The sequence below is a fragment of the Leptospira vanthielii serovar Holland str. Waz Holland = ATCC 700522 genome, from assembly GCF_000332455.1.
GTDB lineage: Bacteria > Spirochaetota > Leptospiria > Leptospirales > Leptospiraceae > Leptospira_A > Leptospira_A vanthielii.
On sequence record NZ_AOGY02000039.1, the window covers coordinates 72,065 to 93,808 of the forward strand.

Annotated in this window: 15 protein-coding genes and 3 pseudogenes; 9 read left to right on the forward strand and 9 right to left on the reverse strand. The window is 39.7% G+C overall.

Annotated elements, in window-relative coordinates; genetic code table 11:
* Positions 1–46: 46 nt before the first annotated feature.
* Positions 47–919 (forward strand): methylated-DNA--[protein]-cysteine S-methyltransferase, encoded by an 873-nt coding sequence (locus LEP1GSC199_RS08730; protein ID WP_002980762.1) that lies wholly within the window; start codon positions 47–49, stop codon positions 917–919.
* A gap of 7 nt (positions 920–926) precedes the next feature.
* Here the strand turns inward: LEP1GSC199_RS08730 and LEP1GSC199_RS08735 are convergent, their stop codons facing one another.
* A complete protein-coding gene (locus LEP1GSC199_RS08735) occupies positions 927–1,679 on the reverse strand; it encodes a lysoplasmalogenase family protein (RefSeq protein WP_039926432.1) in 753 nt (250 codons plus the stop codon).
* Between the two features lie 754 nt (positions 1,680–2,433).
* On the opposite strand from LEP1GSC199_RS08735, the pseudogene LEP1GSC199_RS21285 reads away from it, so the two are divergent.
* From LEP1GSC199_RS21285 to LEP1GSC199_RS08760, 5 genes and pseudogenes are all read left to right on the forward strand, one after another.
* Positions 2,434–3,424 (forward strand): annotated as a pseudogene (locus LEP1GSC199_RS21285) (IS30 family transposase).
* A gap of 20 nt (positions 3,425–3,444) precedes the next feature.
* Positions 3,445–4,908: a choice-of-anchor D domain-containing protein gene (locus LEP1GSC199_RS08745; RefSeq protein WP_232420740.1), complete on the forward strand. Its 1,464-nt coding sequence runs from the start codon at positions 3,445–3,447 to the stop codon at positions 4,906–4,908.
* Between the two features lie 16 nt (positions 4,909–4,924).
* Positions 4,925–6,949: a S8 family serine peptidase gene (locus tag LEP1GSC199_RS22085; protein WP_002980805.1), complete on the forward strand. Its 2,025-nt coding sequence runs from the start codon at positions 4,925–4,927 to the stop codon at positions 6,947–6,949.
* A 106-nt stretch (positions 6,950–7,055) separates the two neighbouring features.
* Positions 7,056–7,301, forward strand: a complete 246-nt coding sequence (locus LEP1GSC199_RS08755; protein WP_002980725.1) for a hypothetical protein — start codon at positions 7,056–7,058, stop codon at positions 7,299–7,301.
* Between the two features lie 898 nt (positions 7,302–8,199).
* Positions 8,200–9,527: pseudogene (locus LEP1GSC199_RS08760) on the forward strand (integrase catalytic domain-containing protein).
* A gap of 438 nt (positions 9,528–9,965) precedes the next feature.
* On the opposite strand, the pseudogene LEP1GSC199_RS21290 reads toward LEP1GSC199_RS08760, so the two are convergent.
* The 5 genes and pseudogenes from LEP1GSC199_RS21290 to sthA form a co-directional block, all read right to left on the reverse strand.
* A pseudogene (locus LEP1GSC199_RS21290) lies at positions 9,966–11,148 on the reverse strand (integrase core domain-containing protein).
* 59 nt (positions 11,149–11,207) lie between these two features.
* Positions 11,208–11,756, reverse strand: coding sequence for a hypothetical protein (locus tag LEP1GSC199_RS08775; protein ID WP_002980764.1), 549 nt, complete (start codon positions 11,754–11,756; stop codon positions 11,208–11,210).
* Between the two features lie 80 nt (positions 11,757–11,836).
* The gene (locus LEP1GSC199_RS08780; RefSeq protein ID WP_002980827.1) at positions 11,837–12,877 is read right to left on the reverse strand and encodes a FecR domain-containing protein; all 1,041 of its coding nucleotides are present in this window, start codon (positions 12,875–12,877) and stop codon (positions 11,837–11,839) included.
* A gap of 4 nt (positions 12,878–12,881) precedes the next feature.
* The gene (locus tag LEP1GSC199_RS08785) at positions 12,882–13,379 is read right to left on the reverse strand and encodes an RNA polymerase sigma factor (protein ID WP_083901938.1); all 498 of its coding nucleotides are present in this window, start codon (positions 13,377–13,379) and stop codon (positions 12,882–12,884) included.
* 124 nt (positions 13,380–13,503) lie between these two features.
* Entirely contained in the window at positions 13,504–14,907 is a 1,404-nt protein-coding gene (sthA, locus tag LEP1GSC199_RS08790) for a Si-specific NAD(P)(+) transhydrogenase (protein WP_002980765.1), read from the reverse strand.
* A 173-nt stretch (positions 14,908–15,080) separates the two neighbouring features.
* On the opposite strand from sthA, the gene LEP1GSC199_RS08795 reads away from it, so the two are divergent.
* The 3 genes from LEP1GSC199_RS08795 to LEP1GSC199_RS08805 all read left to right on the forward strand — a co-directional run bounded on the left by LEP1GSC199_RS08795 (position 15,081) and on the right by LEP1GSC199_RS08805 (position 19,073).
* Positions 15,081–17,852 (forward strand): adenylate/guanylate cyclase domain-containing protein, encoded by a 2,772-nt coding sequence (locus LEP1GSC199_RS08795; RefSeq protein WP_002980636.1) that lies wholly within the window; start codon positions 15,081–15,083, stop codon positions 17,850–17,852.
* Between the two features lie 117 nt (positions 17,853–17,969).
* Positions 17,970–18,605, forward strand: coding sequence for a peroxiredoxin (locus tag LEP1GSC199_RS08800; RefSeq protein ID WP_002980675.1), 636 nt, complete (start codon positions 17,970–17,972; stop codon positions 18,603–18,605).
* A gap of 51 nt (positions 18,606–18,656) precedes the next feature.
* A complete protein-coding gene (locus tag LEP1GSC199_RS08805; protein ID WP_002980625.1) occupies positions 18,657–19,073 on the forward strand; it encodes an OsmC family protein in 417 nt (138 codons plus the stop codon).
* Between the two features lie 29 nt (positions 19,074–19,102).
* Here LEP1GSC199_RS08805 and LEP1GSC199_RS08810 read toward each other — a convergent pair whose 3' ends face one another.
* From LEP1GSC199_RS08810 to dinB, 3 genes are read right to left on the reverse strand one after another with little or no spacing between them, the layout of a single operon-like run.
* Positions 19,103–19,861, reverse strand: a complete 759-nt coding sequence (locus tag LEP1GSC199_RS08810) for a DUF547 domain-containing protein (RefSeq protein ID WP_002980654.1) — start codon at positions 19,859–19,861, stop codon at positions 19,103–19,105.
* Between the two features lie 53 nt (positions 19,862–19,914).
* The gene (locus LEP1GSC199_RS08815) at positions 19,915–20,616 is read right to left on the reverse strand and encodes an alpha/beta hydrolase (RefSeq protein ID WP_002980666.1); all 702 of its coding nucleotides are present in this window, start codon (positions 20,614–20,616) and stop codon (positions 19,915–19,917) included.
* 3 nt (positions 20,617–20,619) lie between these two features.
* The gene (dinB, locus tag LEP1GSC199_RS08820) at positions 20,620–21,696 is read right to left on the reverse strand and encodes a DNA polymerase IV (protein WP_002980822.1); all 1,077 of its coding nucleotides are present in this window, start codon (positions 21,694–21,696) and stop codon (positions 20,620–20,622) included.
* Positions 21,697–21,744: the final 48 nt, after the last annotated feature.

The window sequence follows — 21,744 nt, forward strand, 5'->3', positions numbered from 1 at the left end:
CAAGAATCGGGTTTTCAGTAAACATAAAATCCAGTAGGATCTCCCTGTGGATGCAAATCACAAACACTACGAAATCATAAAAGACTCTATCGAATATGTATTGGAGCATTTTGAAGACCAACCCAATTTGGACCAGTTGGCAGAACGGGTTTCTCTCAGTCCCTTCCATTTCCAAAAGGTATTTCGGACCTGGGCAGGAGTTTCCCCCAAAGAATTTTTACAGTTTGTCACAATCACTCACGCCAAACGATTGTTAAAAGAATCAACTCTTTTGGATACAACATACTCTTTAGGGTTGTCTGGTACAGGGCGATTGCATGATCTTTTTGTGAAGTTAGAAGCGATGACCCCAGGAGAATACAAACGGGGAGGAGAGGGGCTTATTCTGCAATACGAAGTATTTCCCTCTCCTTTTGGAAAGATTTTACTTGTATCTTCTGAGCGTGGAATCCAGTCGCTGCAGTTTGTAGATTCTTCTGAGAAAGAAATTTTAGAAATTAAAAATGAATTTCCGAATGCTGTATGGAAGGAAGGAGAATCTTTAGAACACGAAAAGTTAAAAGATTACTTCCAAAGATTTGTAATTCCAAAAACACCGATTCCTTTGTATGTTTATGGAACGGAATTCCAAATGAAAGTATGGAAGTCATTATTAAAAATCCCACTAGGGAAACTTTGTACTTATGGAGATATTGCCGAATCCATTGGACAAACATCGGCACAAAGAGCAGTGGGGACTGCCATAGGAAAAAATCCCATTGCTTACCTCATTCCTTGCCATCGTGTGATCCAAACCTCAGGCCTGTTTGGTGGGTATCGGTGGGATCCCAATCGAAAACGAATGATCATTGCCTGGGAGCAGTCTAAACTTGTCTCACCAAACAATGATTCACCGATACTAGTCGATAGAAATTCTTAGGATTAAACTAAACCAAATTCCTTGTATGAGACACTAAAAAGAAACCTACGAGTAAAAAACTTTGTGCGATTAGGTAAGTGACCCAAGGAACTTGAAATTCCCATTTGGGGTGCCTTGTTCCATTGATCGTAGTTTCTCCCATCACGGCATCAGAGAGTAGAAAAAATCCGGCTCCAATGGCTAAATAAATCCAAACTCCACCAAAAGCGAGATAGGCGTTGAAACATAAAGAAACAAAAAAGCAGAGAATGAGTCCATATACAAAGGCCGAAGCCATTACCCATTTGGACCTTTGTGGGTTATACACTCGGAAAAAAAAGATTAGGGCAGGAAGAACTAACAAAGCTCCCGTGATCGCATAAGGTAAAACACCGATATACAACTCGTTCCAATTCGTTAACTTCCAAAAGGATAACAAAAAGAAAACTTGTGCAATGGCAAAACTAAAAATTCCCCCAAGGACTGGATCTTTCATTTGTTTTTTGGCAATAGGGAATTGTAAATTAAACCAATCCCCTAAAAAAGAAAATCCAATGGCATACAAAGGATAAGAGAATCTTGTATGGCCCAATTGGAATAATAACCAAGCAAAAAGCAGAATTTGAAAGGAAAATCCCAAATAAATTCCACGCGAATGTTCTAAACGTTTCAGCGGGTTTGGTTCTTCCTGTAGTGTAAACCAATGGATAAAAAAAGCCGAAACAATGGCTACGGGAATGGTTGTGAGAATTAAGTAGTATACCATACTTAACTTTAACATGGTTCTAAAGAAAATGCAATCAGGAAGTTTCACAAAAGTTACCGTTTGAGTTTTACTTCTATTTTTTCATTTTAATCCACATTGTATGTTTTTTTGGTCTGATCAAAGAAAAGATCCCGCCGGAAAGCACAAAACGATCGTTACATATATACCCGCTTCCACTCGCTCAGTTGAAATAATCTTTCTTTTGGCCTCTAACACCTAAGACAAAATTCCCAGATGAATTACAAGGAGGGGGAGTTTGTATTTCAGAAAATAGTTCCTTAGGATTGGCAAAGTTACCTCACCAAATACTGGGAATACGACCTCGATCATAGTGAAATTCTGGACAAAACCATCCCTTCTCTCTCGTCTTACAGGCATTTGGAGTGAGAAGATGACATTTGTCATCGTAAGGAAATCCCTAAAAATGGTGTAGTAAACCCTCTCTATGAGGATGAGGGATAGAATTTAAATTTGAAGAGAGGTAAGCCTATCACCTATTTGGTTCTAAGAAACATAAAAAAAATCGAACAAACCAGAATTAACGTTCTAAAACCCCTAACAAAACATTTTCAGCGGTTTTACCTACGTAATACAGAGAAGGTACGATTGAAAGAAATTCATCTTAGAAAATTATAGGTAAAAAAATATGCGTTGTTTATCCATGAATCAAAAACTGAATTTTCTAATATTCTTAGCCTTCCTCTCTTTATTTAGGTAGAATCAAATTTTTAACGCAACACCGATAATCTAATGAATAAGGTGTTAATAAATGAATCATTATACAAGAATTAATTTGAAAGAAAGGGAAGTAATTGCTGAGATGCGATTTAAAGAGGAAAGTATTAGAAGTATAGCTAAGATACTGAATCGAAGTCCTTCAAGCATTTCCAGAGAATTATCTAAAGGTTATTCAAGAAATTCTTTCATTAATTATTCAGTATCAAATGCTCAAATCATTTCACAGAAGAATGAAAGTTCCAGAAATTCTGGTAAAATAAAGTTGCAAAAACATCCAAATTTACGAAAATTTATAAAATCTAAATTAGAACTTAAATGGTCACCAGAGCAAATAGAGATGTCTTTAAAAGAAAATCTGCCAAGCGGAATTACAGAACCAGTTTCCCATCAAACTATTTATACTTATATCTATCTTTTACCGAGAGGCGAACTATAAGGAATTGCAAAGCTATCTACGCCGAAAGATGAAACCCTACAAAAAGTCGAAAAATACTGATAATAGAGGTAAAATACCAGACATGATAAGCATTGAAGAACGACCAAAATCAGTTGAAAAAAGATCAATTCCAGGACATTGGGAAGGTGATTTGATAATTGGAAAGAATCACAAAAGTGCAATTGGTACAATTGTAGAGAGAACTACTAGAAATGTTATACTGGTTCCTTTAACAAGCACAGATGCTGAGACCGTCAGAAAAAGTTTTGCCAAGGAACTAAAAAAAATGCCAACAGAGCTTAGACTTTCGATAACTTATGATCAAGGTAAAGAAATGAGTAACCATAAGCTATTTACAAAAGATACTCAAATGAAAGTATATTTTTGTCATCCGGGAAGTCCTTGGGAAAGGGGGACTTGTGAAAATACGAATATGCTAATAAGAGATTTCTTTCCTAAAAAAACTGACTTTAATGATATATCAAGAAAAGAACTGAAAAGAGTCCAAAAGCTTTTAAATGAGCGTCCAAGAAAAACGCTTGGCTGGAAAACTCCCGCGGAAAAAATAAAGGAAGTGTTGCGTTAAACTTTAGAATCTATCTTACAATTGGTTGTCCAGGCGGTGGTGGGGGCGGCGGCGGGGCGGCATTTGCTCTTTTAGGACTTGGCGGAGGAGGTGGCGACGTTCCGGCTCCCAAATTAGAAATTCAATACAATGGAGTTAGCCGAGAAAGTGGATCCACCCTTGATTTAGGTGCTGAACCAATCAATACTGCCGATGGCAAAACAGGAACTGTGACAATCAAAAATACAGGGACTGCTGCGATCACACTTCCTGGTTCACCAAACATTGTGGCATTATCTGGAACAGATGCCTCTTTGTTTACCGTAACACAACCAACTTCCTCCAATTTGCCGGCAGGGGCATCGGTTACTTTTACCTTGACTTTTAAACCCACAACAGAAGGTGCAAAAACAGCCACGATCAAAATTCAGTCGAGTGATGCGGCTGTAGGTTCGTTTCAGTTGAATTTAACGGGAACGGGTGGAGCGGCAGCTCCTCGTTTGGCGGTCTCTGTGGGTGCTACACAAATTGCAGCGAATGGCAGTTATGGAATGGGGTCAGTAGAAATCGACTCTTCTGGTAATGCAGTGACATTTACTGTGCGAAATACTGGGAGTGCTACTGCAAACCTAGATGGTCCACCTGCTGTTACCGCTTCCCCGATTGGCCAATTTGTTTTAAACCTGGCTGGATTTCCAACTTCCATTGCAGCAAATGACACAGCTACTTTCACAATACAGTTTTCACCGACAGGAACCGCAGAAGCCAAATCATCGAATATAGCAGTTGCTTATAATAGTAGTTTGAGTTTTTTATTCACCGTTACAGGCACTGCTACACCAAAACCTGTACCAACGATTGCGATTTCACATAATTCGAGTAGTTTTACTTCGGGAGGATCCATTCCCACCTTTGGTGTGGTTTGGCCCACTTTAACTTCTAGTACAAAAACAGTAACGATCAGCAATACTGGAACAGCAACTATGACTGGCATTACTCTTTCCAAACCAAGTGGCCATACAGGGGATTTCACAATCAGCGCTTTTAGTGGTGGTACTACTCTCGCTGCTGGTGCTTCTGGAACATTTACCATTCAGTTTGCACCGTCGACAACGGGTGCCAGAGCAGCAGTTGTAAGAGTTGCTACAACGAATGGAACTAATGGGACTGCATCTAGTGCTGACTTAAACGTTTCCGGAACGGGAAAAACAGGTGCAGATGTATTGGTTAGTTGGACAGGAACGAATGAAAAAGCTGTCAATGATACGGATGGTGGTTATAAAGTTTGTTATAGCAAGACTTCTGGATTTACAGCCGTTCACAATGGAACAACTATCTTTTGTGCGGATGTTCCCAATTCAGGTGGTACGACACCTGTTTCCAAAGTAATCTCTGTACCAACATTCGGGGATTGGTATTTCAAAGTTTATTCTTACGGAAAATACAACACCATCGGAGGGAGTCCTTCCGCCCAAACTTCTGCAGTAAATGTTCCGAGCACATAGGAAAGGAATTAATCACATGAATTTTAATAAAAAATCAATTTCGAAACTTTTGATCGTAGCAACAATGTTAGTTGCGACAAACATTCTAATTTCCGAACCCGTTTTTAACTTAGATCAAACCAAACTAGATTTGGATGCACTTCGAGCTAAGTCTAAAGCTGGACAGAAACTTCCCTACCTCCCAGGAGAAGTAGTCATTACTTTTAAAAAACAAGTTCCAGACTCAGAGTTGGTACACCAAACTTCTAAGTTGGCGGCCTCTAACACAGGTGTTCTCAACTTAAAAGGACATTTTGCCACAGCAAGGTTATTTGGTTCTGAAACAATGGAAGAAGGTTTAGCTAGGATTAAAAAAGATCCTAATGTTGAATCTGTAGAACCTAGGTATTTATATTACAAACAAGCATCTGCACCAAATGATCCTGAGTTTGCAAGACTTTGGGGACTTAGTAATATTGGCCAGACGGTAGCTTCTCCTAGTTATACAGCTAACTCTAGTAATCCGGGAACTTCAGGGAAAGATATGAATGTCCTCGGTGCTTGGGATGTTACTACTAGTTGCAATAATACCATTGTCGCTGTACTTGATACAGGCGTTACTTACACACACCAGGATTTGGTAGGCAATATGTGGGATGGTTCTGGTGGATGTGTAAACCAGAACGGAGTAGCAATTGGAGGTGGTTGTCCTAATCACGGTTACGATTTTGCAAGTGGTGATAATAACCCTCGTGATGAAGAAGGACATGGAACTCATGTCGCAATGACAATCGGAGCTGTCGGGAACAACAACATTGGAATATCAGGAGTGTGCCAGTCTGCAAAGATTATGGCAGTCCGCGTTTTAGGACTTGGTGGAGGAACAAACGATAATATCGCCAACGGAATTTATTTTGCCGTTCGTAACGGTGCCAAGGTCATCAATATGAGTTTAGGTGGGTCTAGTTTTAGCTCTGCCATCGATTCAGCGATTGAATTTGCTCGCACCAATGATGTTTTGGTAGTGGTTGCAGCAGGAAACGATGGGAAAAATCTAAATACTGACGGAGCCGCTTACCCTTGTGAAAATACTAATGCAAATGTTATTTGTATATCTGCACTCGACCAAAAGCATGCATTAGCAAATTTTTCAAATTATGATTCGAATGGAACACTCACTAGTCGTGCAGCAGACTTCGGTGCCCCAGGAACCAATATCTATAGTGGTTATGGAACCGAAGTATCCTACAATGAAAATTCTACCAGTTACTCAGATTGGACTTATTCCACAGTAGGAACTGCTTGGGCATCCTCCACTTGTACTCTGTCAAATTACAAGATGCTTGTATCGGCTGATTGTACTTTAGCAAATGTTTTGTTCGATAGTTCTGTAAATACGATGACGACAATGGCGTTAAATACAGAAAGTATTGTTTATAAAAATTTTACAATTCCAGCGGGGGCTACCAATGTGTCTCTTTCCCACTTTATAGTTAGTGTTGGAGAAAGACAAAATTCCACTACATGTTATGATTATATCCAAGCTAAGTATTCTGCCACTGCGAGCAATCCGGTAGCTGGTACAACTCTCACTATGTTTGACGGGAATATTGCCTTTCCAAATCAATACCAATCGCAGCTTTGTAGGAATGGCGGAACTGCTTTTGTCAGTAATTCTGCTGATACTAAAATCCTCACAAATTGCATCGGAGGGGCTGGAACCAATTGTACGGTAGGGTACCGATTGGTAACTGATACTTCTGGTGCTTACCAAGGTGGGTTAGTCGGGGATGTGTTTCTAACGGCTTGGGCTCCTTCAACTACGGCCTATACTAACTTGAATGGAACTTCTATGGCTACTCCGAATGCAGCAGGTGTTGCCGCACTCATTCGTTCCTACAATCCAAGTTTTACTTATTCGGATGTTATCACAAAACTGATTGAAGGTGGAGTCACTGAGACAGCATTAACTGGAACTACTCAATACGGGAAGGCCATCAATGCCAATGCCTCTCTCAAACACCTCAAACAAGTGACGGGTGTCACCGCTGTTTTACAATAAAACCATTCGATTTAGTATCTTGGTCGCAGCCTTAACCACAGGCTGCACCTTGTTTGGTGAAACAAAGCAAAAATTGAATATGAGACCTTTACAAGAACAAAGCCCTATGTTCAAGGAAGGAGAATATATCTTTTCTGCAGAAGAGGGTGTGGCCATCGAAGAATTACGCTCTTTATTTCACGAATTTGGTATCATCAAATTAGATTCTCTTATCATTCATGATAGAACTTATCTTCTTGTATTGAAAAACGATCCAGGGCTTGCCACCTTGGAGAAAAAAACAAAAGCTTCTAAGAAAATTAAATACATAGAAAGGAATGGAATGATTCAAAAGTACAATACGAAGCCTTAGTTTTGTTAACTCACAAGTTCAGTAAAAAAACACAACCATTCACCCCAATCCAAACGAAAAAACTGATTTTCAATTTGAACTCCGTGCTGTCTAAAACAGTGCGTTCCTGATTTTACTATCAATCCTCCTCCCATTCTTTTCTTCGTGAAGACATTAAGAAAAAGATCTGCGGGCCAAAATAAGGATCATTTTGGCATCGTTATCAATTTTAAGTTTTGTAGTTTCCAAATCTATCGATTGTAGCGGAAATCTCTGTATACAAAGAAGGAATGTTCTAAAGATTCCTTGGGTTTTCCCTGAAATTATCTTGCGTATTTACAATTTGTCTCAATTTTTTTACGTTATGAAAATGAAAAGTTTACTTAGAAAATCCGTTTTTGGGTTTCATTTCGCGTCTTTTTTTTAAGCGTCATGGTTTCTGGAGTTTCTTGCTCCAAGAGCAAAGAGAACAATGCTATGTTAATGGGGACAATGTTAGTCGCTTTAAATGCAAATACAAGCTCAAGCTGTGCAAACAGAGACCATTGTAAGATGTTTGTCTCTAATTCTTATGCCGTTCTGAATGCTAAAATTTCAGGACTTGATAGCCAATGTTTCCAATGGGAATCACCTTAATAAAACCATAGGAACTTTTCTAGCAGTGGGTAATGCCGGATGTGCCAACAACAGTTGGAAACTGGTTTGTGTGGAACAGTAAAAGTGTAACCCATGTGAGTGATCTAATGTGTTACCGATGTGCCTTTCCATACAAAAAACTGGAGCCACTAATGCGACATAAGATCAATTATGGGAAGTAACAAGTTGCATCACGTAATAATCTACTCGAAACACAAGTCATTGCATCATCTAAAATCTACTCCAAATCCTATTAAAGGAAACGTTTACTCGTGTACAGGTGATGTCCATGAAGCATTCGTTGAAGGTACGTTCTATGATGGTTCAAGTGTTCAAAGAGAAGTACCTTTGGGCTTCAAAAAAAGAAAAAAGTCTGATTCTTGATCAGTTTGTCGAAGCCACTGGATACAATCGGTCCTATGCACGCACAGTACTTCGAAAGAAGAAAGACAATGTTGTCAAACTTTGGTCTAGAAAGAAACGGAAAACGGTCTATGATGATAATGTAAAATTTTACCTGGAAAAGATTTGGGAAATTCTGGATCGAATCTGCGCAAAACGCCTGGTCAAAGCTATCCCTGATACATTGGCAAAGCTAGAACAGTTCAAAGTCTTCAGAATTGATAGTAATACAAAAAAAGCCTTCTTTCGATTAGTTCAGCAACTGTAGATCGACTTCTAAAACCTGCACGAAAGAAACTCGGACGGAAAGGAACTTCTACGACCAAGCAACCCAAATACCTTATCGATAGAATTCCTATCAAAACATTCGGCGAATGGAAAAATTCACTTCCGGGTTTTGTTCAGATCGATTTAGTCGCCCATAACGGAGGCAATACTTTCGGAGGTTTTTATTCAACACTTTCGGCAACGGATGTCTGCACAGGTTGGACAGTTTGCATCTTGGTAAAAGACAAAACAAAATTCCAAATGCTTAAGGCACTGATCAAGTTGCGAAATTCTTTACCTTTTCCTTTGCTTGGCATTCACTCCGACAATGGCGCTGAATTTATAAATGAAACAATTCTTTCATTTACAAGAAAAAACGGAATCGAATTCACTCGAGGAAGACCCTATAAAAAGAATGATAACCCACATATCGAACAAAAAAACTATAGTGTGGTAAGAAGAAATACAGGTTATCTTAGACTTGATAAACAAGAACATGCAGATATTGTTAGATGCCTTTACATGGATCTAAATATCTATAATAACTTCTTTCTTCCCGTTATGATTCTTAAAGAAAAACACAGGATAGGATCCAAATCCATTCGAAAGCATGATGAGCCGATGTCCCCTTTTCGAAGATTATTAGAAAGAAAAGATATTTCAAAAGGCATCAAATCTTCACTTAAGAAAGCATTTGAAATACTAAATGTATTCGAGCTAAAGAACAAAATCAACACTTGGCAAAATGAATTCGTTAAACTAGCAGCCCCAATTCGAAATCCTATTGAGAAGGTAAAAGTAAGACGGAAAAAAGGTATCGTTCATACATTGCCGAAATGGAGACGGGAAGTAAATTCTGATATAAAGAATCCATTCTTAGAAAGACAACGTGTTGAAGAAATGAGACGAGCTGCAGAACAAGTTTGGGAAAAAAGAAAATAGCTTGGAATCTTTTTTTACTCTGGAATATTTGGAATAGATTTTAGTTGATTCTCGAATTACACTTTCGAGTAGAAAAATCAAGATGCAAGTCGCGTTGCATATTGCTTCATAATAGATAGTATCCCAAATCAAAATAATGCTTCAAAAGTAAAAGTATTCGAAGTGAGCATCATAAGCTCAGGTGAACCAAAATCCAAAACATGAACAAATTGCGATAAAAAGTTTGAGATTTGGGGATCGCGGTTGCGGGATCGGTGGTTTTATGTTAGGCGTGGTTTCGGGAAAGCCCACGAGCCCACCGCCACCACCCAATTCAGGGCGGGGGCTATTTTGGGGCCATGCGACATAGTTTTGTTATGTCTACTTTCTCGAACTATCGCTCTGTATGAAAAGGCACATCGGTAACACTTTAGATCACTCACATGGGTTACACTTTTACTAGTCAATTCTATACAATAGCCTCTGGTATTTCAACACTTTACTCGTATACAAATCCAAAATTCCAAGAATTGCATCCGCAAAGTAAAGACGACAATGCCGATCAGATATCTCTTCAAAGCCAACTACCTCTCCAATGAAAGGATTCCCAAAGAACACTCGATGGGGCCCGTACTGCGCAAAACCACTTTCATGGACTTTATCGGTAACAATATGTGTGGGATAAGCTACCTCTAGAATCTTTTTTGGGAATGTCCTTTTCGAAGATTTATAAACTTTTGCAGGTGTCAGAAAACCCAAAGCTTCATGTGGTCTTACCTTATTAAATTCTTCACGGAATGAATCAAAGGCGGTCTGTTGTGCATCCAAACTAGATCTTGGGGTAATGCAGTTTCTTCTTTGAGTGTTCTGTGCATTCTCTCATGACGACCGTTCTGAGATGGTTTCCCTGGTTCAATGCGTTCCGGTCGGATCCCTAATTTCAACCACCATATAGAAAGACTAGTTAAGCCGCCAATGGCCTTACTTGCAAAAGGTGATCCATTATCTGATTTGATTGCCTGTGGTAGTCCATATTCTTTAAAAACCCTTTCAAATACCGCTTTTGTTTGCTCTGCATTCGTTTTATTATACAGTGACGTTTCACATGCTAGAAGGTAGCGACTATATGCATCTGTAATTGTTAGTGGATCGCAGCGATTGCCATTTCCTACTGTAAAATGGCCTTTAAAATCAACACACCATACATCATTGGGAGCGACTACATTGGAAAAAGGAATAGAGACTGTGGAACTCTTGGTCTTTTTTTCTTAGGTTTGACTAGGCCTTTTTTGCGAAGAATGTTTCCAATTGTAGTTTCACTTGGAATCTGTTTCATGCGATGAAACTTTGCTTTGAGTATGGGACGGAGTTTTTTGGGACCCCAAGATGGATGGTCTTCACGTAAAGATACAATTAGGTGAACGATTTTCTCAGGAGTTTCATTGGACTGAGTGATTCTTTTTCTAGATTTATCTTTGAGTCCGTCGATACCTTCCGACTCATAATTCTTTAGATATTTATAGCCAGTCTTTCTCGATATATTAAAGTCTCGGCAAAGATCGGCAAAACACCACTGACCACTTTTAACAGCTGCTATGAACTTGATTCTTTCTTCTATCACTTTGGTTTCCTTCCAAGGCATCGGATTGTCCTCCGATACACAATGTAGGTGTTACCCATGTGAGTTGTCTCTTTTGTTACCTATCTGACCTCCTCATACCCGCTCACTCGTTTTTGAATCACTTCATTCAGCACTTCCACAAGTTCTTGGAACTCATCTCCTTTCCGAATTCGGATCGTTTCAATGGGTTCCCCCGAAGCCATCCTTTGCAAAGAGCGTTTGATGCTAAAAACAGGGCCCGCCATCTTATGAGATTTAAAGACTGAAAATACTGTGATCAAAAGTAAATACAAGATGGAAAGTGTAACCACCGCATCAAATTGGATGGTATACATATTCAATTGGTGGTCATAGTTTGGGAGGTAGATTTCTCTCGGAACAAATTTGTCCTTCGCTTCATTCGGAGCCGCATCTTCATTTTCTACTTTCCAATACACGGTTTGTGCATCTTGGCGAAGACGAAATACTGCACCACCATCATACTTAGCTTGGTTCAACCAGTATAAAAAACCCAAAGTTACAAGAACCCCAGATATAAACAAAAGAGAATAATGAGCTAAAAACTTTAACTGGAATTCCTTATCGATGAGATAGTGGAAACGAAAGGTTTTTTTGTGATTTTGCGGCATGGCTTCCTTTAAGGTATTCCCCTAGGGTGTTGGAGATGAGCCTCTCAGAAAAAGACAAAATTGTCAAAAACTTATAGGGATTAACGGATTTTTTCTGTTTCTAGAATCTTCTGGATTGGGATTTCGATAAGACCTTCCAATCCCTGGAAGTGAAGATGTGTTTCCGACTGTCCAAGGATCACTCCTCGGTATTCCGTTCCATCTTCCAATCGAACAAGTTCTAATCTAGCATGTTCTTCATATAGCATAGTCTCACGCGCCAGAATGGTTTGAGTTTGGAATGCTTTGAGTTCCTTATCTTCTTTAGGATTTACAGGGGAAGCGGCTACTGGTACTGGTTCTCCTAGTTTTACAATCGTTTGTTGTTTCGAAGTTAAAATAAGATCATCAACAGCAACGGAACCTTCATGTACTGCCACCATTTCGGATTTTCCATCAAATTGAACACTGAAAACAGTCCCTCTAACCTGCGTAAGATGCTCACCTGCCTGGACAACAAACTGACTGTCCTTAGAAAGTTTGGAGACAGATGCAAACAACTTCCCTTTTTTTACAGAGAACTTTTGTGATTGAGCCTCATTAGTTTTTTCAATCACGTCCATAACCACTTCTGAATTAGGAGTAATTCGCATCCAAGAACCAGTTTCAAAATCCAAATCGATTTGAGAAGACCCCTCTGTAATAATCACATCCCCCGATGCCACTTGGTATTTTTTCACCAGAGGGACAGGGTTAGAACTCCCTTGCGGTAGGACTGAAACCTTTCCTTTCACAGAAGAAACTAAAACCTTCAATGGAGAAACCGTCTGTGCCGTTTTATTCGCCGAAGAAGCCATTGTAAGTTCGGAGTTTTTTGTCTGGGATGGGTTTAAGAAAAAAACAAAAAATAAAGCCGCAGCAAGCGACAGAGCCGATCCACCAACAAGGGCAAGGCCCATAGGTTTACGGAAAAAAGAAACAACATTGGATCCAGAAACTTGGTTTGGATTGTATTCGAACTGGATGTTTCGTTTAGATACAACCTCCCAAGAAGGGAATTCTCTGGACTCTGTAACCTTTGCGGGTTTACGTAGGAGTTCTTCCCATTTAGCGATTGTATGTTGCTTATCAAATTCGTTCATTATACTAATCCGGTACCAGATTTTCTCTCTTAGCAATGGCTAACACCTTCTCTGTGGCCCGAATGACCAGACGAGAAGCGGTAGAAACCGAAACTCCCAAAACCTCAGCGATCTGCACGAGCTGAAATCCTTCCACATTCTTGAGTAACAAAGCAGAACGTTCTTCTTCCGACAACTCCCCTAAAAAGGAATAGAGCCTATCTTCTAAATCTTGGTATTCTGCCCTGGTTTCAAGTTTTGGATTGTGACTATGAAACTCGATCTCATCAGAGACAATCTCTCTTGTTGTAGAAAACTTTTTAGCATAATTGATAGATAAATTGCGGGCAATGGTGTACAAAACCATCACAGACTTCTCTTCTGAGAGACCGGCTTCGCCGTAGTGCTTATGGAAACTTAAAAAGCTGTCTTGCATCAAATCCATTGCCGTATCCGCGTTTTGAGTGTACTTGTAAAGGAAGTCATAAATACGCTTATGGCTTCTTTCATAAATTTGACTCATAGAGACAGCTTTGTCTGACACAATCTTGTATGTGTTGGTAAAACCGAGTCTCTGACAAGTAAAATCCCGTTCCTCTCTGTAAAAGTAAACAACCGGGACAGGTCAGATTCTCAAGGAATCCAGATTATTTTTCACGTAAAAGGGCGTCATTAGCAGCATTCTTATAGGCCCCGATCATGGTCGGGTAGTTGAATATGTGCTCGGTGAAATACTCAATGGGAGCCTTGAGATTGACCACACATTGACCAAGAGCAATGAGCTCCGTTGCTTTGTCCGAAATGATATGAACTCCAAGAACTCGCCGAGATTGTTTATCAAAGAGAATTTTTAGAAGTCCGACTTGGTCTCCACTGATTTGGGCGCGGGTGATGGTATCAAAACGAGCCATCCCCACTCCATAATTGACTCCACGGGATTTTAATGCTTCTTCTGTCGGTCCAATGGTTGCAATTTCTGGTAAGGTATAGATTCCGATAGGAAACTCTTCGGCGTCTACAGGGGCAGATGAATGACCAAACATATGTTTTGCGACATAAGCTCCTTGGTACATGGAAACAGAGGCCAAACTAGGAAATCCGATGACATCCCCACAGGCGTAAATATTCGAAATATTTGTTTGATAGTGTTCGTTTACTAAAATTTGTTTTCTGTCATTGGGTGTTATACCCACAGATTCCAAACCTAAATTGTCTACATTTCCTAAACGCCCACGAGAGATTAACACCTGATTGACCCGAATCACTTCACCTCTGTTAGTTGTGAGTTCAAACCCTTCGTCGTTCGGTAGTTTGTGATATTTTGTGATGGAAGAATCTACGTGGATCGAAATCCCTGATTGTTGCATGATGCCAGTCATTTCATTCGAAATATCCTCATCTAAAAAACCAAGAATCCGACTTTGTGAATCGAATAGATGAACTTGCACTCCGATATGTGCAAAGATCGTTGCGTATTCCGATCCAATGATTCCGGCACCTACCACAGCCAAGGATGTAGGCATCTTTTTCATCGCAAAGAGTCCATCACTATCGTAAATCAATCCATCTTCAAAGGGGATGTTTTCGTTTGTGGGCCTACGAGGACTACTCCCGGTTGCAATTAATATGTTTTCAGTTTCGTAGACTTTTTTTCTTCCCGCAGAGTCTGTGACCTCTACATGGTTGGCGTCCACAATTTGCCCCCAACCGGTAAGTGTGGTGACACGGTTTTGGATCATTTGTTCGCGGGTGACATCCTCTTCCTTTTCAATGACAGTAGAGGCACGAAACATAAGTTCTTGTAATGTTAGTGTTGCTGTTTGTGGGGATTGTAATCCGTGAAGTTTGGACAACTTTAAGTTCCGATAGAACCGACTCGTTTCTTGTAAGGATTTCGAAGGGATGGTTCCATAGTGGACACAACCACCACCCAGGTAAGGGTCTTTTTCTATGATGGCTGCTTTTTTTCCCATTTTGCTTGCTTGGATAGCAGCTTTTTGTGCGGCAGGACCGCCCCCGATGGCGAGTAAATCAAATCGATTGATGGACATTTGTTAAAAAAACAATACGAACGAATTGAAAAATAGCAAGCAAAATTGAAAGAACAAACTTACACTGGGTTCTTCCCATTTTTCGCCTAACAAAGTAATACATGAAATACAAAATATCTTGCCTTGGAAACTGAGAGTCTCATGTTTCATCTATGCCTATGGAATTCTTTAAAATGATCCAATCCGGGTTCATCTCCGTCTGGAAAATCCTTTCCGAAGGAATTAGAGCTAAACTTGCTTGGTTTACAGGCACCCTAATTGCCTTAACAATTCTTTTACTTTCCATCATTACCGTTCGCCAACAAACAGCCATCCTTTCGGAAAGTTATGAAAAACAAGCCGCCGTCTCCAAAAATTTTATCGCTAGTTTGGTAATGGAGATTGAGAATATATCGCAAAACTTAATCCGAATTGAAGAATTCAAATCAAGGATAGAAAGACAAAGAGAAGAATTAAAAAAATACCGCACTGCCAAAGTAGTCACCAAAAAAAAGACGGTTTCTGTGTTTGGATTTCAAACCAATCTGTTTGGATCTTTAGGAACATCCAAGGTAGTCAAGAAGGTAGATACATTTTTTTCCGTGTATCTAACCAAAGATGATGTGGATGTTTTGGAACGAGAGATCCGCCACCAACTAAAGGAAGCAGCCGGTAGAAATATTAGTGAAAGGGAATGGAACACTTTGGAAGGTCTTGCTTCTTCTTATGTTCGCAACGAAGAAAAGTATTTAGAGACCCAAAAACAAACACCTCCGGAAGACCCAGAAGCCAAACTAAATTGGGAAACCAATCTTAAAAATCTAAAAAAAGAAATACGAAATCATAAATCACAACTAGACCTCTTCATCGCAAAGTTCTATGCTGATTCCAAAAAACGCAAACTCGAAGAACTAGGTCTAGACACCCAACTCTTTCGAATCCAAACCTTCCCTCTTTCAGCAATGATTCCAGGAGAAACTTCACTTGCTTCTTTTGATACACAAATCATAGACAATACCTCTCCACTGGCAAAAATCGATCAGTTTGACCAAATGGAAGAAAGTTTGGTGGAGTCTTTCCAACGTTTGTCAGATGTAATTTCTGCGTTAGACGAAGATGCAAAACAATATGTCTATGAATGGGAAGACAGAGAAATTCAGGCATTACATTCCCCACTTTTTCGGCACCAAAACTCCACTAAGCGAGCTTTCCACTTGGTGAGCGTACAATCAAAATTAGGTGACTACCGGGAAGTCATCAAAGAGGACTACCGAATCACAAACGAACTTTCGGAACTCATTCCCAAATTAAGAGAACGCATCCAGTATTTAAAAAATGCAAAACCACCGATTCCGCCAGCAAAGGACAAACTTTTTACTAGTTTTTATAAATCCTATAAGGAACTCATTGAGGCGAGAGATCAGATTTTTGATGCGGTGACCACAAACTACCCCATTCCAGAGGAAAATTGGGAAAAAATTGAATCCTTAAGAAGTTTACGTGATGTGGCCTTGGAAGATTGGATTTTAATGAAATTCAAAACCGATCCCACCGAATACGAACGGTATTACCAAGATCCGGAATCCAGAGAAACCCAAAGGAACCGCTGGAAGGCCATTCGAAAATGGATTGTTACTGCTGAACAAGAAACTCCCACAAAAGAGTTAAAAAAACTTTTCCCTGATGGAAGTTTTGGCCACTCCCGAAGTGAATCAGAAGAAATTATGTGGAAGTTGGATGGAACCCATCTTTTGGAATCAGAAAATGTTCCAAACTTGGTATTACGTGATAATTTTTCAGGACTCATTCGAACCCTTGTGGATAGAACCGATGGGATCCGAGCCATCAAAGACAACAGAAACCAAATTGTATTCACAGCCATTACGATCTGTTTGGTGGCGATCCTATTTGCTATATTTATCTCCGGTGTGGTGGTTCAAAAAATCAGAAAAATCATTAGTAGTGCAGAAGATGTAGGCCAGGGAAATCTTCATGTCCATTTTGATGATGGGGGAAATGACGAATTTGGAAATCTAACTGTGGCACTGAACCAGATGGTGTCTGGATTAGAAGAACGGGAAAAAATGCGAGGTGTTCTCGGAAGTATGGTAGATCCCGTTGTGGTAGGCGAAGCTCTCAAAGATTTAGAAAAACTAAAACAAGGGAGTGAAAAAATCATCACTGCTTTCTTTTCTGATATTGCAGGTTTTAGTGCTATTTCTGAAAAACTTAATTCAAAGGAACTCGCAAACCTACTGAACGAATACTTATCGGCAATGACCATCATTCTTAAACACCACGATGGAGTTTTGGATAAATACATTGGGGATGCCATCGTTGGAATTTTTAATGCACCACTCGATGTAGAAAACCATTGCCTCAAAGCAGTTTCTGCCAGTGTCGAAATGCGGGACAAACTAGAAGTTCTGAAAAAAGAATGGATAACAAACAATAAATACATTCCAGAAGCCCATACGATGAAGTTCCGAATTGGACTAAACATGGGTTATGCGAAGGTTGGGTTTATGGGAACGGACGCCCTAGCCTCTTATACGATGATGGGAGATACAGTGAATCTTGCGGCCAGGCTTGAGGCAGCAGGAAAAGATTACGGTGTTTGTATTTTGGTTTCTGAGTTTGTTCATGATGAAGTCAAAGCGGATTTTTTCACTCGGAAATTAGATATTGTTCGCGTGAAAGGTAAAACCAAACCAGTCACCCTTTTTGAAGTTCGTGCCAAAAAAGGGGATGAAACGGAAGCGGATCATAAATTTGTCGAAGCCTACGAAAATGCCCTTTTCTCTTATTTGAACCGTAAGTTCGAGGAAGCGGGGAAAAAGTTCTACACCCTCCTCACTACAAACGGCGACGAAGCCTGCAAACTCCTTTGGGAACGTTGCCAGTACTACCTCGAGACTCCGCCGGAGCCGGATTGGGATGGAGCTTTTACCAGGACAAAAAAGTAAGAAATCTGCGAATTATTTCAATAAAATGGAAATTTCATCCAATAAAGTATAACAAAATCTTGCATTTTTAGACAAGGATTCTAAATTGGGAACAACTGATCTTATAGGAGACAAATCATGGCACTACGTTTAGGCGATGAAGCACCCAATTTCCAAGCGGAAACCTCTGAAGGCAAAATTGACTTTCATGAATATTTAGGACAAGGTTGGGGGATTTTGTTTTCTCACCCGAAAGACTACACACCAGTTTGTACAACGGAACTTGGATATGTAGCAAAAATCAAACCAGAGTTCGAAAAACGCAATGTGAAAGTGATCGCACTTTCTGTTGACCCAGTGGACAGCCACAAAGGTTGGATCTCTGATATCAACGAAACACAAGGAACCATAGTCACCTATCCTATCATTGCCGATGCCGATCGTAAAGTATCAAATCTTTATGATATGATTCACCCCAATGCTAGTGAAACAACTACAGTTCGTTCGGTATTTGTTGTAGGGCCAGATAAAAAAGTGAAATTAACTCTCACCTACCCTGCCTCCACGGGAAGAAACTTTGACGAACTTTTACGTGTGATTGACTCTTTACAACTTACTTCTCAGTTTAGCGTAGCAACTCCTGCCAACTGGAAAGACGGAGAAGATACAATCATCGTTCCATCCGTTTCTGATGAAGATGCAAAGAAAAAATTTCCAAAAGGATTTCGCACCATCAAACCTTATTTACGTTACACTCCACAACCAAATAAGTAGTATTTAAAAGCGGGTCTTTGGCCCGCTTCGTACTTTTGTATTTAAAAATTTATGAACATCAAACTGAATCGAATTGAATCCCCTTACGTTTTGGAAGCTCGGAACGAATCCGGAAACTCCATTCATATCGACGCATCCCCTGAAATCGGTGGTAAAAATTCCGGACCAAGGCCTATGGAACTTTTGATTATGGGACTTGCCGGTTGCAGTAGTATTGATGTTCTCATGATTCTAAACAAACACAGAATCGAAGTGAAAGATTACTCTGTGGAAGTGGATGCGGATCGCGAAAAAGTCGAAGAAGCCAATCTCTTTAAAAACATTCATATGAAATTTAAAGTACAAGGTGACTTTAAAGAAGAACAGGTGAAACGAGCGATTGACCTCAGTTTAGAAAAATATTGTTCTGTTGCCAAAACACTGGAAAAAACAGCAAAGATTACTTACGAATTGGAATTGGCACCTTAAAACCACCTTACCTTCCGTTCCCCTGTATTCTATTTCAATTCGTTTAAATCCCAACTATATTCATTATAAACAATTTTGGCATCCGGTTTGATTGGGTCTCCAAATCCTTCTTGTACAAATTGGATGAGGGTTGTTTTTTTTGTGAAATCCGTTTGGAACCAATTAAAAATTTTACTTAAGTATAAAGTGTTCGTTGTTTTATCGTAAGAATTTTTTTTCTGATTTTTTAAGAAACCAATTTTGGCTGCTTGGAGTTGTTTCTCTAAAACATTCGGTGTGTAGGCTTCCGAAACTATATGAGGACAACCGATGGATGCACAAACAATAGCAAAATGGATTCTTGGTTCATTAAAGTCCTTTCGTAACTTTTCATGTTCAATCCAATCTAGATGCCTTGGTTTTCCAAGCAGGGAAAAGAATTCCTTTTTCCAAGGAATCCCGCGAGCTAAGTTGATTTTCGAAAAAGGTGAGCCGATTTCAGTGATACTTTCCACCGGATAGTGATCCAAAATCAATTTAATGGTAAAAGCATTGTAGGCGTTGATGAGAAAACTTTGTTTTTCTTTTTCTGTGAATCCCTGGTACTGGACCTCAGAAACTTTGGAAAGAGATTCTAGATATTGGCGAAAGTTACCCTCTTCCGATTGGATTCCCTTATAAGAAACAAGGCCATTCTTTACATATTTTTTCAGAAGTGAGTCCCAAACCAAATGTTTGTGATCAAACCCTTGGGCAGAGACCCCTTGCCATAAACCAAAACAAAGAAAGGTAATGAGAAACTGTTTCATAATGACCATCCACTGACTTAGACTGATCCAAATTGGTTTGCCAACGAGAATTTTTAAGACAAACTATTCAAATAACGACTGACCCCTTGGATGACAGGTGCCGGAATTTCATGGCCTCCGTTAAAAGCGATGAATTCACCAAGAAGGCCTGAGTTCCGAAGTAACTTCTCCAGTTTTTTTGCGTTCGCATAACCAAGGATAGGATCAAATTCACCATGAGATTGGAAAAACCGTAGATTGGATTTTTTAGGTGCTAACTCTTTCCAAAGTGATTCATTGACCAGTGCCCCTGAAAGGATCATAAGGCCCTTGGAGATTTCCTCTTTTCTAAGAGTTAGGTCTGTGGCAAGCATCGCACCTTGCGAAAACCCACCTAATATTAGCTGGTTCCATGGAACGCCAATGGCGTCTAACATTAAGTATGCTGCTTGGCGAGCGACATCCATTCCTTCGGGATCTTTGTCGGCAAAATTTCTGAAATCATTTTTCCGAATGGCTTCTTCCAACGCTGCCATATCAATCGGGAACCATGCACGACCTGAATACCCTGGCATAAGAGGGATACTTAGGTGGCCATGAGGAAACACCCAGTTAAATTTTTGATCTGTAACTAAAACTTCATGGATGGGATATAGATCAAATGCACTAGCACCATAACCGTGAAATAATACTACCGTAGGTGCATCCGGGTCGCCTTGGACTCGAAGTACTTGTAAAGGTCCGAGAGATTCTAAATCGTTGTCGTTGTCTAACATAGTTTAACCGAAGAGTGAAGGCTGGTCCTGATTGATTGCATCTGAAATAAAGTTGGTAACAGAAATTCCTAAAAGTCGAATTTTTTTGACTGGATCGGTGTTTTCCTTCCAGACAGTTGCCAACAAATTCGAGGATTGTTGGAAAAGGTTGTCTGCCAAGTAGAAAACAGATTCGGAAGAAATAGATTTTTGTTTCACAGTGAAATCTTCGAATTTGGTTTTCAAAGTGAGCGTTTTGCCTTGTTTGTTTTTACGGCTCATCCTTAATTCTAATTCATTTGATAAGGTCTCCAAAGTGAGAATCAAATACGAAAAGTCTTCCGAATCATGGGTAAAAGTAGTTTCCACACCGATGGATTTGGGATCACGAAAAGGGATTACATCCCTATCATCAACTCCCCTTGCCATTCGATAAAAAACAGCTCCCATCTTTCCAAATTCCTGAATTAAAAATGTTTCCTCTGCTTTCCTTAGTTCCGATCCCTTAGTAAATCCCAAAAGAGAGAGTCTTTCATAAGTTTTTTTCCCAATCCCGTGAAAGCTGTATAATGGTAAATCATCCAAAAAATTTTCTTCTTCCCCGGGGAGAACCACATATAATCCGTTAGGTTTATTTTTTTCAGAAGCCATTTTTGCTAAAAATTTATTTTGAGCCACTCCCGCAGAACAAGTGAGACCTGTGCGCTCAAATATCTTTTTCCTAATTTCTCTTGCGATTGTACTGGCAAGAGGGATTTCTAATTTATTAATTGTGACATCTAAGTAAGCTTCATCTAAGGATAAAGGTTCCACTAAATCGGTGTATTCCAAAAAGATGGACCTAATTTCTTTAGAAACTGTTTTATACACTTCAAACCTTGGTGGTGTAAAGATCGCATCTGGACAAAGTTTATAAGCCTGAAAACAAGGAATGGCAGAACGAACTCCAAATTTTCTCGCCTCATAACTGGCAGCACAAACCACTCCTCTAGAATGCGGAGATCCGCCAACCACAACAGGTTTCCCTCGCATCTCGGGGAAGTCTCTTTGTTCCACTGATGCATAAAACGCGTCCATGTCGATGTGGATGATCTTTTTCATTTCTCTATCTTATAGAATCAAACTAAATTAAAAATCTCTTGCCAAATG

Coding starts and splice junctions, on each gene's coding strand:
- LEP1GSC199_RS08735 (WP_039926432.1), bottom strand. CDS start 1,679: ATGTTAAAGTTAAGTATGGTATACTACTTAATTCTCACAACCATTCCC.
- LEP1GSC199_RS08780 (WP_002980827.1), bottom strand. CDS start 12,877: ATGAACGAATTTGATAAGCAACATACAATCGCTAAATGGGAAGAACTC.
- LEP1GSC199_RS08775 (WP_002980764.1), bottom strand. CDS start 11,756: ATGCCGCAAAATCACAAAAAAACCTTTCGTTTCCACTATCTCATCGAT.
- LEP1GSC199_RS08810 (WP_002980654.1), bottom strand. CDS start 19,861: ATGAAACAGTTTCTCATTACCTTTCTTTGTTTTGGTTTATGGCAAGGG.
- LEP1GSC199_RS08815 (WP_002980666.1), bottom strand. CDS start 20,616: ATGTTAGACAACGACAACGATTTAGAATCTCTCGGACCTTTACAAGTA.
- LEP1GSC199_RS08800 (WP_002980675.1), top strand. CDS start 17,970: ATGGCACTACGTTTAGGCGATGAAGCACCCAATTTCCAAGCGGAAACC.
- LEP1GSC199_RS22085 (WP_002980805.1), top strand. CDS start 4,925: ATGAATTTTAATAAAAAATCAATTTCGAAACTTTTGATCGTAGCAACA.
- LEP1GSC199_RS08795 (WP_002980636.1), top strand. CDS start 15,081: ATGATCCAATCCGGGTTCATCTCCGTCTGGAAAATCCTTTCCGAAGGA.
- LEP1GSC199_RS08785 (WP_083901938.1), bottom strand. CDS start 13,379: ATGAGTCAAATTTATGAAAGAAGCCATAAGCGTATTTATGACTTCCTT.
- dinB (WP_002980822.1), bottom strand. CDS start 21,696: ATGAAAAAGATCATCCACATCGACATGGACGCGTTTTATGCATCAGTG.
- LEP1GSC199_RS08755 (WP_002980725.1), top strand. CDS start 7,056: ATGTTCAAGGAAGGAGAATATATCTTTTCTGCAGAAGAGGGTGTGGCC.
- LEP1GSC199_RS08805 (WP_002980625.1), top strand. CDS start 18,657: ATGAACATCAAACTGAATCGAATTGAATCCCCTTACGTTTTGGAAGCT.
- sthA (WP_002980765.1), bottom strand. CDS start 14,907: ATGTCCATCAATCGATTTGATTTACTCGCCATCGGGGGCGGTCCTGCC.